The following is an 11,646-nucleotide window of genomic DNA, read 5'->3' as shown; positions in this document are numbered from 1 at the left end:
CGGGCTCGCGTCAGTCGAGCGCGCTCATCACGTGCTTGATGCGCGTGTAGTCGTCGAAGCCGTACTGCGAGAGGTCTTTCCCGTAGCCGGAGTGCTTGAACCCGCCGTGCGGCATGTCCGACACGAACGGGATGTGCGTGTTGATCCACACGCAGCCGAAGTCGAGGTCGCGCGAGAAGCGCATCGCCCGTGCGTGGTCGGTCGTCCACACCGAAGCGGCGAGCGCGTACGGCACGTCGTTCGCCATCTCCAGCGCCTCGTCATCCTCGGAGAACGACTGCACCGTGAGCACCGGCCCGAAGATCTCGCCCTGCACGACCTCATCGTCCTGGTGCACGCCGGATACGATCGTGGCCTCCCAGAAGTAGCCCTGATCTCCCTGGCGACGGCCACCGGTCTCGATCTTCGCGTGAGCGGGCAGGCGATCGATGAATACCTGCACCTGTGCGAGCTGGGCGGCGCTGCTCAGCGGTCCGTACAGCACGCCTTCCTCGTGCGGGGCACCGGTGCGGGCGTGAGTCTTCGCCCTGGCCACGAGCGCGGCGACGAGCTCGTCGTGCCGTGAGGCGTGCACGAGCACCCTGGTGGCCGCGGTGCAGTCCTGCCCGCCGTTGAAGAAGGCCCCGTTGACGATGCCGTCGACGGCCTTCTCGATCGATGCGTCGGCGAACACGATCGCCGGGGCCTTGCCGCCGAGCTCCAGGTGCACGCGTTTGACGTCGTTCGCCGCAGAACGCGCCACCGCCATGCCCGCCCGCACCGAACCGGTGATCGCGACCATCTGCGGCGTGGGGTGCTCTACGAGCGCGACGCCCGTGTCCCGATCACCGAGCACGACGTTGAGGGTGCCGGCCGGCGTATGCAGCGCGACGATCTCGGCGAGCAGCAGCGTGGTGAGCGGCGTCGACTCCGCGGGCTTCAGCACGACCGTGTTGCCGGCGGCGAGCGCGGGAGCGATCTTCCACACCGCCATGTTCAGCGGGTAGTTCCACGGGGTCACCTGGCCGATCACCCCGACGGGCTCGCGACGCACGAAGGAGGTGTGCCCGGCGAGGTACTCCCCCGCCGCCCGACCCTCGAGGCTGCGAGCGGCGCCGGCGAAGAAGCGCAGCTGGTCGACCGACTGCATGATCTCGTCGGCGACCAGGCTCGCGCGCGGCTTCCCCGTGTCCTGCGACTCGAGATCGGCGAACTCCTCGGCTCGCGCCAGCATCTCGTCGGCGATGCGGAACAGCGCCAGCTGCCGGTCGGCGGGCGTGACATCGCGCCAGAACCGGAAGGCGGCGGATGCGGCGGCATACGCGGCATCCACGTCGCTGACGTCGGAGAGCGGCAGCTCGCCGTAGGTGTCTTCGGTGACCGGGTCGGTGAGCGGCATCCGGCCGGCGCCACCCGCGGGCACGTAGCGTCCGCCGATGAAGTTCTGCAACGGCGCTGAATCCTTCAGAAGATGACTGGGCATGGGGTCATCGTATCCGCTTCGATACGGAATCTGAAGATCTGATCAGAGCAGACGACTGAATCAGTTGCATAACAAAGGTATGGCTGACAATATCGACATATGAGCACGAAGCCGTCCCTGCCTGCCCTTGATGACATCTCGAAGCGCATCGTCGAACTGCTGCAGGAGGACGGCCGCCGCCCCTACGCCGAGATCGCTCGAGAGGTCGGGCTCAGCGAAGCCGCGGCACGCCAGCGGGTGCAGCGGATGACAGAGGCAGGCATCATCCAGATCGTCGCGGTCACCGACCCGATGCAGCTCGGCTTCCACCGCATGTCGATGGTCGGCATCCGGGTCTCGGGGGATCCGCGCGCGATCGCTGAAGAGCTCACCACGATCCCCGAGCTGGCCTACGTCGTCGTCACGCTCGGCACCTTCGACATCCTCGTCGAGGCAGTGTGCGAGAACGACGAGCACCTGATCGACCTGATCGCGACCCGCATCCGCACGATCCCCGGCGTCGCGCACACCGAGAGCATGCTCTACGCAGGCCTCTACAAAGACCTCTACAACTGGGGCACGCGCTGAAGCGCGCCCCGCACACAACGGAGAGAACAATGGGCACCACCGTTTTCGAACGCCAGCAGCCGTCGCCGTCCGTCATCGACGACTCCCTCCGCGACACCGCCCTGCGGGTGTTCTGGCTCGACGATGTCGATCGACCGACGCATCCTCGCCTGAACGGCACGGTCCGCGCCGACCTCGCCATCGTCGGCGGCGGGTACGCCGGGCTGTGGACGGCGGTGCGAGCGAAGGAGCGCGACCCCGAACGCCGCGTCGTGGTGGTCGAGGCCTCGCGCATCGCCTGGGCGGCCTCCGGTCGCAACGGCGGCTTCTGCGAGTCGAGCCTCACCCACGGTCACGAGAACGGCGTGAACCGGTGGCCCGAAGAGATCGACCGCCTCGAAGAGCTGGGCCACGAGAACCTCGACGGCATCGGCGAGACCGTCGAGCGCTACGGCATGGATGCGGAGTTCGAGCGCACGGGGCAGCTGGCCGTCGCCGTCGAGCCGCACCAGGTCGAGTGGTTCCGCGAAGAGCCGGGCTTCCTCGACCGCGAAGCCGTGCAGGCCGAGGTGCACTCGGAGACGTTCCTCGCCGGCGCCTGGGACCGCGACGGCTGCGCCATGGTGCATCCGGCCAAGCTCGGCCTGGAGCTGGCGCGCGTGGCCGCAGATCTGGGCGTCGAGATCTACGAGCACAGCCTGGTGCGCGCCATCGAGGGCGACGGGTCGGGCCCGATCACGCTGGTCACCCCGAACGGTCGGGTGATCGCGGATGCCGTGGCCCTCGGCACGAACGTCTTCCCCTCGCTCCTCAAGCGCAACCGCCTGATGACCGTACCCGTGTACGACTACGTGCTGATGACCGAGCCGCTCACGACCGAGCAGCTGGCGTCCATCGGCTGGTCGAACCGCCAGGGCCTCGCCGACAGCGCGAACCAGTTCCACTACTACCGGCTCACCGGCGACAACCGCATCCTGTTCGGCGGCTACGACGCCGTCTATCACTTCGGCGGCAAGGTGCGCCCCGAGTACGAGGACCGCATCGAGAGCCACCGCAAGCTCGCCTCGCATTTCTTCACGACGTTCCCGCAGCTGGAGGGTTTGCGCTTCACGCACCGCTGGGCCGGGGCTATCGACTCGTCCAGCCGCTTCTGCGCCTTCTTCGGCACCGCCCGCAAGGGACGCGTGGCCTACGCGACCGGGTTCACCGGCCTGGGCGTGGGAGCCGCACGCTTCGCGGCCGACGTCATGCTCGACAAGCTGTCGGGGGATTCGACCGAGCGCACCGAGCTGCGGATGGTGCGCGAGAAGCCCATCCCCTTCCCACCGGAGCCCGCCGCGTCGATCGGCGTCAACCTGGTGCGGGCCGCGATGAACCAGGCCGACCACAACGAGGGCAAGCGCAACCTGTTCCTCAAGACGCTCGACGCCGTGGGAATGGGCTTCGACTCGTGAACGGTCTCGCCGCAGGGGCGGGAGTGGATGCCGGCGCCCTGGCACTCGACCACGAGCCGCTCCCTGCCGAAGAGGTGCTCGCCGGTTCGCCGACGACCGCCGTGCACGAGCTGGCGACGCTCGGCGGGATCGAGGTCGGCATCTGGGAGATGACCCCGGGCACCGCGACCGACACCGAGGCCGACGAGGTGTTCGTCGTGCTGTCCGGCCGCGCCACGATCGCGTTCGCCTCATCGGGCCTCCCCGACCTCGAGGTCGGCCCCGGCTCGGTGGTGCGCCTCGCCGAGGGCATGCGCACGACCTGGACCGTCACCGAGACGCTCCGCAAGATCTACGTGGCCTGACGCGCTCGAATCGCGAGAATGGCCCCATCCCGAGGGGAGATGGGGCCATTCTCGCGATTCGAACAGCCCTCAGGTGATCGGAACCGGCACCGAGTCGATCAGCAGTCGCGTGTACTCGTGCTGCGGGTCGCCCAGCAGCTGCTCGGTCGGACCGGCCTCGACGATCTCGCCTCGACGCATCACGATCGTCTCGGCGCACACCTTGCGCACGACCGCGAGGTCGTGGCTGATGAACAGCAGCGTGAGACCCTGCTCCCGGCGGATCCCGGCGACGAGGTCGAGCACCTGCGCCTGCACCGAGACATCGAGCGCACTGGTCGCCTCGTCCATCACGAGCAGCTCCGGCTCCACGGCGAGTGCGCGGGCGATCGCGACGCGCTGACGCTGGCCCCCCGACAGCGTGCGGGGTCGGGCGGCGAGATGCTCCTCCCCCAACCCGACGGCCGTGATCAGTTCGAGCGCCCTAGCCGCGGCATCGGCCCCGGTCCGCCCGGTGTGCAGCTTCAGCACGTCTTCGATCGCTCTCCCCGCAGGGATCCGCGGGTCCAGCGACAGATACGGATCCTGGAACACCATCTGCACGCTCTTCGCGCGCTCGAGACGCTCCGCACGCGACCGCGGGATGCCCGACATCGAGCGTCCGCCGATGCGGATCTCCCCTGCGTCGGGCTCCTCGAGCCCGACGATCATCCGCGCGAGCGTCGACTTGCCCGATCCCGACTCGCCCACCACGGCGAGCGACCCGCCACGGGCGATCACGAGATCGGCATCGGCGACGGCCGCGACCGGATCCTTCCCTCGGCGCCGATACGTCTTGCCGACTCCGGCCACCACGAGCTGCGGTTCGGAACCGGATGCCGCGGTCGGCGGCGTGATCGACCCCGAGATGCGCGGAGTCGCGGCGACCAGACGACGCGTGTACTCGGCGGCAGGCGCCGTGAGCACCTCCCGCGCCGCGCCCTCCTCGACGATCGCGCCGTCCTTCATCACCACGAGCCGATCACACAGGGAGCCGGCGAGGTTGAGGTCGTGCGTGATGAACAGCATCCCCATCCCGCTCTGCGCGCACAGGTCGCGCAGCACCTGCACGATCTCGGCCTGGGTCGTGACGTCGAGCGCGGTGGTCGGCTCGTCGCACACCAGCAGGCTCGGCGACGCGCTCAACGCACCCGCGATCATGACGCGCTGCAGCATGCCACCTGACAGCTCGTAGGGATGCTGCGACAGATGGTCGGCGGGCGCCGGCAGACGCACGGCCGTGAGCAGCTCGACGGCCCGTGCGTGCGCGGCATCCTTCGCCCACCCCTCGCACAGCCGCAGCGCCTCCGTGACGTGGTCGCCGATCGTGCGCATGGGGTTGATGCCGGCCCGCGGATCCTGGAACACCATCGCCGCCTCGTGTCGACGGATCTCCTGCCGACCGGCCGCACCCGCGAGCGGGGACCGCCCGTTCACCTCGACGGTGCCGCCCGTGATCGCCCGGTCGGGCAGCAGCCCGAGCACCGAACGCGCCGTGAGCGATTTGCCGGAGCCGGACTCGCCGACCAGCCCGACGGTCTCGCCCGGCGCGACCTGCAGCGAGATGCCGTGCAGGAGGCGGGTGCCGTTCGGGAGGTCGAGCGTGAGGTCCTGGATGTCGAGAAGAGTGCTCATGCGGGGATCCCTCCGCCGATCCGATCGGAGAGTTCCTCACCGATGATGTTCACGCACACGACGACGATCACGACGGCGACGGCCGGGGCGATCGCCGGCAGGAACTGCCCTGCCGCCACCCCCGACTGCGCCTCGTTGATCATCGCGCCCCAGTCGGCGGTCGGCGCCTGCACGCCGAGGCCGAGGAACGACAGCCCCGCGAGCTCCGCGAGCACGTAGCCGAAGTTCAGAGTGGACTGGGCTCCGACGATCGGCGTGACGTTCGGCAGCACGCGGCGCAGGGCGATCCACGATCCTCCGAAACCCTGCACCCGATAGGCCGAGACATACGGGCGGGTGCGCTCCGCGGCGACCAGCGAGCGGGTGAGCCGAGCGACGAAGGGGGCGTAGGCGATGCTCATCGCGATGATCGGAGCGACCAGCCCCTTGCCGAACAGCGCGACCGCCATGATCGCGATCAGCAGCGAGGGGAATGCGAACAGCACGTCGAAGACCCGGCTGAGTGCGGCGTCGATCCACCCACCCCGCCATCCGGCCCAGAGCCCCAAGAGGATGCCGATGACCGTGGAGAAGACGACCACGAGGAGCGGGCCGATGAGCGCCGTGCGCCCGCCGTAGATCAACCGGCTGAGCAGGTCGCGACCGAGCGAGTCGGTGCCGAGCCAGTGCGCGGCCGAGGGCGGAGCGAGGAAGGCGGTGAAGTCCACCGCATCAGGGTCGTAGGGTGCGATGAAGGGCGCGAAGACCGCGGCGAGCACGACGATCCCGAGCACGACGACGCTGGCGAGGTACAGGAATCGCGGACGCTTCCGGCGGGGCGCACGCAGCACCCGCATCGCGAGAGTGGGGGTCGAGGAGGTCATCGGGCACCAGCTCCGGCAGCGGATCGCGGGTCGATCCAGGGTTCGAGGATGTCGACGATGGCGTTCATCACGACGAACGCGATCACGACGAGGAGGACGATGGCCTGCACGACCGGGAAGTCGAGCCGGTCGACGGACTGCACGAGCAGCGAGCCGATGCCTGACAGCCCGAACGCGGCCTCGACGATCGAGCTCGCCACGATGAGCCCTGCCACGAGCACGCCGCTCACGGTGAGGATCGGGCCCAGGGCATTGCGCAGCACATGCCGGCGCACGACCACCGAGCGTCGCACGCCACGGCTCGTCGACACCTCGACATGCTCGCGGCCCAGCTGATCGACCATGGCCGAGCGAGTCACCTTGCCGACCAGGACGATGAACACCAGCGCCAGCGCAATCGAGGGCAGCGTCAGGTGATAGACCATGTCGAAGAAGCCCTCGCCGGCCCCGAATGAGGGGAACCAGCCCAGCTGCACCGAGAACAGCGCGATGAGGACGATCGCTCCGACGAACGACGGGATCGCGCCGAGCACCGTGAGTCCGATCAGCACGAACCGGTCGAGGGCCTTCCCTCGGTTCAGCGCGGCGACGGCACCGAGCACGACGCCGGCCACGAGCACGATCGCACCCGACATCGTCACGAGCATCAGCGTCACGGGAAGCCGGTCGCCGATCACCTCGGTGACGTCCTGCCGATACTGCAGCGACCGGCCGAGGTCGCCCTGCAGCAGGCCGAGGACCCACCGGATGTACTGCTCCCACGGCGGGAGGTCGAGCCCGTACTGGGCGGTGACCTGCGCCACCGCCTCCGGGCTGGGCTTGCGTCCGCGGAGCAGGAAGCTCACGGGATCTCCGGGCACCAGGAAGCGCGAGAAGAAGACGAGCAGCGACGCCAGGAACAGCGTCAGCAGCAGGCCGCCGAGCTTTCCGGCGACGCGACGTGCGGCTGTCATCGGGTGGTCTCCTCCGGGGTCGAGGTTCCGGCGATGCCGGGGGTGACGGGTGCGGCGGCCGCTTCGGGGCGGCCGCCGCATCCGCTCAGCGGGCGCCGATCGTGGCGGCCCAGGGGTAGTACATGAAGGCGATCGAGGGTTGCACGCCCGTGATGCGCTCGCCCAGGTAGAGCGAGATCGGCGCCTGGTACAGCGGCAGCCACGGCAGCTCCTCGTTGGCGATCTGCTGCGCCTTCGCGGTCAGCTCGCTGCGCGCCGCCGGGTCGTCGATCGTGACGGCCTCCTGCAGGATCGCGTCGAACTCGGGGTTCGACCAGCCGCCGTAGTTGCTGAAGTCGCCGGTCCTCAGCACCGAGTACATCTCGAGCGCATCCGGGCTGGAGAGGTACCAGCTCGTGTAGAACAGGTCGACGCCTTCGCGGGCGCTCGGGTCGGAGAAGAGCGCGGTGTAGGCGTTCGGGGTGACGGTCTCGACCTTCACCTTCAGACCGATCGACTGCGCCGCGGCGACGGTCGCCTGCGAGATGACGGCGAAGTCGTTGCTGATGGGCGCGGTGACGTAGGTGAGTTCTGCCCCCTCGGCACCGGCCTCGGCGATGAGCTTCTTCGCCTCCTCCACGTTCTGGTCGTAGGAGGTGATGTCGTCGAACGCCGCGGTGCGCGCGGCATCCGAGGCGTCCTGCCAGACCGACTCGGTGGTCATCACATCGGTCGTCGCGCCCACCCCGCGATACGCGGCCTGGAGGATCCCGTCGCGGTCCATCGCGAGCAGCAGCGCCTTGCGCACGCGGACGTCGCCGAGCGGGCCGTCGAGGTTGCTCACGACGACGTTGCCGACCGCCGTGTTCATGCCGAACAGCACGTCACCCTTGCCCGCGGACTGCAGGGTGGGCACGGCCTCCATCGGCACCATCCACGACCCGTCGACGCTGCCCGACTTCAGGGCGTTGATCCGCGCGGTCGGGTCGGTCATGAAGACGAACTTCACCTCACCCGAGCGGGCCTTGAGGTCGGCGTCCCAGTAGTCGTCATAACGGGTCATCGTGATCGACTCCCCCGAGTCCCACGAGGTCAGCTGGAACGGGCCGGTGCAGTTCACGCCGCCGGTCGAGTTGCCATAGTCGGCGCCCTTCTCGGAGAGCGTCGCCGCCGACTCGATGACGCCGGCCGACCCGCCCATGCCGAGGTTGAATTGCGAGTCGGGCCCGGTCATCGTGACCGTCACCTGACGGTCGCCGGTCTGCTCGATGGACTTCACGTTCTGATAGACCGAGAACCAGAACGAACCCACGGCGGGGTCCAGGTGTCGGCTCATCGACGCGACCGCATCGGCGGCGGTGAGCGGCGTTCCGTCGTGGAAAGTGACGCCCTCGCGGATCGTGTAGACCCAGGTATCGGGCGTCGGGTGCTCGAACGACTCGGCCAGTCCCGGGCTGAGCGAGTAGTCGGGGTTCAACCGCAGCAGCGATTCGCAGACGTTCGCGAGCACGGAGTTGTCGGCGTAGTCGAAGGCGTACGCGTAGTCGAGGGAGTACGGCTCGGCGTAGCTCGCGAAGGTGAACGAGTCGATGTCGCCGCTGGGTGCGGCCGTGGTCTCGGTCAGCTTCCAGTCGATCGGTTCGTCGGAGCCGGCGTCGGTCGAGCCGGCGGGGCCGCAGCCGGCGAGCGCGGTGATGGCGAGCAGGCCGGCGAGGGCTGCCGCGCTGCCACGGATGAGGGGGCGGGAGAGGAGCGTGCGGTTCATCAGGACTCCTTGCGGTGGGTGTCGGGTACAGCAGGGTCGTATGCAGAGGCGTCGGATGCAGCGGCGTCGGATGCAGAGGCGTCGTACACGAGGCGCCCTTCGATCCATGTCGACGCGACCCGTGCCGTGTGCAGCTCGGCGGACGGGATGCCGAACGGGTTCGGCTCGATCACGACGAGGTTGGCGAGGTAGCCCTCCTGGATGCTGCCGGTGTCGTCGTCGCGCCGGTTCACGTATGCGGTGCCTGAGGTGTAAGCGGCGAATGCGGTTTCGAGATCGAGTCGCTGCTGCGCGCCACCGAGGGGAGGTTGCGCGGAACCCGGGTAGGTGCGGTTCACCGCGACGTGGATGGCGGCGAGGGGATCGGCCGTGGAGACCGGCCAGTCGCTGCCCGCTGCCAGGCGCACGTTCTCGCGCACGAAGTCGCCGAACGGATACTGCCGGTCGACCTGTCCGTCCTGCAGGAACGGCAGCGTGAGCTCATCGAGCTGATCCTCGTGCGTGGCCCACAGCGCCTGGATGTTGGCGATGGCGTCGAGCGGTGCGAAGCGCGCGACGTCATCCGCTGCGACGATCTGCAGGTGCGCGAGGTGATGCCGACCATCGGTGTCGCCGTTGGCGTCGCGAGCGATCTGCAGGGCGTCGAGCGCCTCGCGCACAGCGCGGTCTCCGAGCGCATGCATGTGCACCTGCTGCCCGGCTTCGTCGAGCGCCGTCACGTATTCGCGCAGCTTCTCCGGCTCGATGAAGCTGAGGCCGTGGTTGCAGGTGTCGTGCCCCGTCTCGTCACGGTACGGGGTGAGCATCGCGGCGGTCTGGTTCTCGGCCACGCCGTCGACCATGATCTTGGTGGTCCCGAGATCGATCCGCCGATCGGGGTACTCGGCAGCGGCGCGGGCACGGCGGTCCGCCATCCGCGCGACCTGGTCGATCCCCCCGTCGCGCGCCCACCACTGCGCACCGACGACGTGCACCAGCAGGCGCCCTTCGGCAGCGGCGCGCTCGTAGGCGGGGAGCGGGTCGGCGATGCCGCCGGAGTTCGCTGCGACCATCGCGTCCTGCCATCCCGTGACGCCGAGGGCGATGAGCTCATCCTGTGCACGCAGGAGTCCCTGATACGCGAGATCGTCGGAGGTGGCAGGGCGCACGGTGGCGAACAGCTCGCCCGCTCCCTCGTGGAAGGTCCCTGCCGGGAAGCCGTCGGCCTCCCGCACGATCCGGCCGTCTTCCGGGTCGGGCGTCTCGGCCGTGATCCCGGCCCGCTCGATCGCCGCGGTGCTCGCCCAGGTGCTGTGGTGGTCGCGGCTCTGCAGCAGCACAGGCCGACCGCCCGCCGCCTCGTCGAGCAGGCCGCGGGGCGGGTTGCCGCCGGGGAAGTGATCCATCCCCCACCCACCGCCGAGGATCCACTCCTCGTCGGGGTTCGCCTCGGCGTAGGCGCGGATGAGGGATGCCGTCTGCTCGGCGTTCTCGGCCTCGGTGAGGTTGCACTGCAGCAGTTCGATGCCGCCGCCGACCGGGTGGATGTGCGCATCCTGGAAACCAGGGCTGAGCAGCGCGCCCGCGAGGTCGACCCAGGTCGCATCCCCCGCCGCACGCGCCGAAGCATCCGCGTCGGGGAGGACGGCGGCGATCCGCCCGTCGCGGACGATCACGGCGTGACCGGTGAGTGGGGTGCCGGAGCCGGTGAAGACCGCACCGCCATGGAAGACGAACTCGGATGACATCGTTCTGCCTCTCTGCAGCATCGAAGGGGGAACTGCGATCACGCTAGCTCCCGACAACACCGGTGTCAACAGTGTTGACCACACTCGGGACTCGACCTAGATTGAAGACGTCGCGTCACGCTCGGAATCCGATCGGACTGCGATGATGGACGAGACGGAAGGAGGCGGCGATGAGCGCGGTCACGAAGAAGGACCAGCCGCCCAAGCGCGCCCGACTGGATCGAGACCTCATCGTCGAGGCCGGCCTCGAACTCTCCGGCGCACCTGGCGTCACGACGATCTCGGTACGCGACCTCGGTTCCAGGCTCGGCGCCGACCCCACCGCGATCTACCGCCACTTCCAGAGCAAAGACGCCCTGATGGGTGCGCTCCTGGACGAGCTCAACGGCCGCGCAGCGGCATCAGTGCGAACGCCCGTCGAGAAGTGGGACGAGCGCCTGCGCGAACTGTCGCTCGCGACACTCGACCTGTTCACTCGGCACCCCGCGATCGGCGCCGAGGCGATGACGCTCACGACGCACGGGCCCGGCGAACTCGCCGCCATCGAGCTGATGCTCGACGCGTTCCAGCGCTGCGGACTCGACGGTGAGGAACTGGTGCGGCACTACGCCCTGCTGGCCGCGCACGTGCTCTCGCTCGCCGCCGGCATCGCTCGGGCACGGGCCGAGAACACGAGCGATGACGACGGCGACTCCTGGCTCGACACCCCGCTGCTCGCCGACCCGCGCAGGTTCCCGCTCATCGCGCAGCACTCGCTGCTGCTCTCGGAGCTGCAGGACCGGGACCTCTTCCTGAGCGGGGTCGACCTCATCATCGACTCCGCCAGACGCACCGCCGCCGCCTGAACACACGGACCCCTTGCGCTCCAAGTAGTTTTGTGACAAAACTATGTTCACCGCT

The 11,646-nt window shown here is 69.0% G+C and carries 10 protein-coding genes; 4 read left to right on the top strand and 6 right to left on the bottom strand.

All coding sequences use genetic code 11. The features are described from left to right. Positions 1–10 precede the first annotated feature (10 nt). On the bottom strand, positions 11–1,462 hold the full coding sequence (locus CQ040_RS17135; RefSeq protein WP_105528512.1) for a gamma-aminobutyraldehyde dehydrogenase: 1,452 nt from the start codon (positions 1,460–1,462) through the stop codon (positions 11–13). Between the two features lie 99 nt (positions 1,463–1,561). Here CQ040_RS17135 and CQ040_RS17130 point away from each other — a divergent pair, with 99 nt between their 5' ends. The 3 genes from CQ040_RS17130 to CQ040_RS17120 are packed head-to-tail and all read left to right on the top strand — an operon-like array spanning position 1,562 to position 3,806. Further along, the gene (locus tag CQ040_RS17130; RefSeq protein ID WP_028500716.1) at positions 1,562–2,029 is read left to right on the top strand and encodes an Lrp/AsnC family transcriptional regulator; all 468 of its coding nucleotides are present in this window, start codon (positions 1,562–1,564) and stop codon (positions 2,027–2,029) included. Between the two features lie 29 nt (positions 2,030–2,058). After that, positions 2,059–3,462 (top strand): FAD-binding oxidoreductase, encoded by a 1,404-nt coding sequence (locus tag CQ040_RS17125; RefSeq protein ID WP_105528511.1) that lies wholly within the window; start codon positions 2,059–2,061, stop codon positions 3,460–3,462. Beyond that, positions 3,459–3,806 (top strand): cupin domain-containing protein, encoded by a 348-nt coding sequence (locus CQ040_RS17120; RefSeq protein WP_055866012.1) that lies wholly within the window; start codon positions 3,459–3,461, stop codon positions 3,804–3,806. Before CQ040_RS17125 ends, CQ040_RS17120 begins: the two co-directional genes overlap by 4 nt. A 69-nt stretch (positions 3,807–3,875) precedes the next feature. On the opposite strand, the gene CQ040_RS17115 is transcribed toward CQ040_RS17120, so the two are convergent. The 5 genes from CQ040_RS17115 to CQ040_RS17095 form a co-directional block, all read right to left on the bottom strand. Then, positions 3,876–5,459, bottom strand: coding sequence for an ABC transporter ATP-binding protein (locus tag CQ040_RS17115; protein WP_105528510.1), 1,584 nt, complete (start codon positions 5,457–5,459; stop codon positions 3,876–3,878). After that, positions 5,456–6,322, bottom strand: a complete 867-nt coding sequence (locus CQ040_RS17110) for an ABC transporter permease (RefSeq protein WP_105528509.1) — start codon at positions 6,320–6,322, stop codon at positions 5,456–5,458. Before CQ040_RS17110 ends, CQ040_RS17115 begins: the two co-directional genes overlap by 4 nt. Further along, positions 6,319–7,275, bottom strand: a complete 957-nt coding sequence (locus CQ040_RS17105; protein WP_105528508.1) for an ABC transporter permease — start codon at positions 7,273–7,275, stop codon at positions 6,319–6,321. Before CQ040_RS17105 ends, CQ040_RS17110 begins: the two co-directional genes overlap by 4 nt. 85 nt (positions 7,276–7,360) lie before the next feature. After that, entirely contained in the window at positions 7,361–9,019 is a 1,659-nt protein-coding gene (locus CQ040_RS17100) for an ABC transporter substrate-binding protein (RefSeq protein ID WP_105528507.1), read from the bottom strand. Then, complete coding sequence (locus CQ040_RS17095; protein WP_105528506.1) at positions 9,019–10,746, bottom strand: amidohydrolase; 1,728 nt, start codon at positions 10,744–10,746, stop codon at positions 9,019–9,021. The genes CQ040_RS17100 and CQ040_RS17095 overlap by 1 nt, the downstream gene beginning before the upstream one ends. Positions 10,747–10,916: 170 nt before the next feature. Here CQ040_RS17095 and CQ040_RS17090 point away from each other — a divergent pair, with 170 nt between their 5' ends. Next, positions 10,917–11,591 (top strand): TetR/AcrR family transcriptional regulator, encoded by a 675-nt coding sequence (locus tag CQ040_RS17090; protein ID WP_105528505.1) that lies wholly within the window; start codon positions 10,917–10,919, stop codon positions 11,589–11,591. The last annotated feature ends 55 nt before the right edge of the window (positions 11,592–11,646 follow it).

The organism is Microbacterium sp. MYb54 (genome assembly GCF_002979515.1).
In the GTDB taxonomy this organism is placed as follows: domain Bacteria; phylum Actinomycetota; class Actinomycetes; order Actinomycetales; family Microbacteriaceae; genus Microbacterium.
This window is presented reverse-complemented; position numbering and strand designations above follow the sequence as displayed.

Bases quoted from the DNA above. Each gene is read 5' to 3' on its own strand.
- CQ040_RS17135 (WP_105528512.1), bottom strand. From the start codon at position 1,462: ATGCCCAGTCATCTTCTGAAGGATTCAGCGCCGTTGCAGAACTTCATC.
- CQ040_RS17130 (WP_028500716.1), top strand. From the start codon at position 1,562: ATGAGCACGAAGCCGTCCCTGCCTGCCCTTGATGACATCTCGAAGCGC.
- CQ040_RS17125 (WP_105528511.1), top strand. From the start codon at position 2,059: ATGGGCACCACCGTTTTCGAACGCCAGCAGCCGTCGCCGTCCGTCATC.
- CQ040_RS17115 (WP_105528510.1), bottom strand. From the start codon at position 5,459: ATGAGCACTCTTCTCGACATCCAGGACCTCACGCTCGACCTCCCGAAC.
- CQ040_RS17110 (WP_105528509.1), bottom strand. From the start codon at position 6,322: ATGACCTCCTCGACCCCCACTCTCGCGATGCGGGTGCTGCGTGCGCCC.
- CQ040_RS17105 (WP_105528508.1), bottom strand. From the start codon at position 7,275: ATGACAGCCGCACGTCGCGTCGCCGGAAAGCTCGGCGGCCTGCTGCTG.
- CQ040_RS17100 (WP_105528507.1), bottom strand. From the start codon at position 9,019: ATGAACCGCACGCTCCTCTCCCGCCCCCTCATCCGTGGCAGCGCGGCA.
- CQ040_RS17095 (WP_105528506.1), bottom strand. From the start codon at position 10,746: ATGTCATCCGAGTTCGTCTTCCATGGCGGTGCGGTCTTCACCGGCTCC.
- CQ040_RS17090 (WP_105528505.1), top strand. From the start codon at position 10,917: ATGAGCGCGGTCACGAAGAAGGACCAGCCGCCCAAGCGCGCCCGACTG.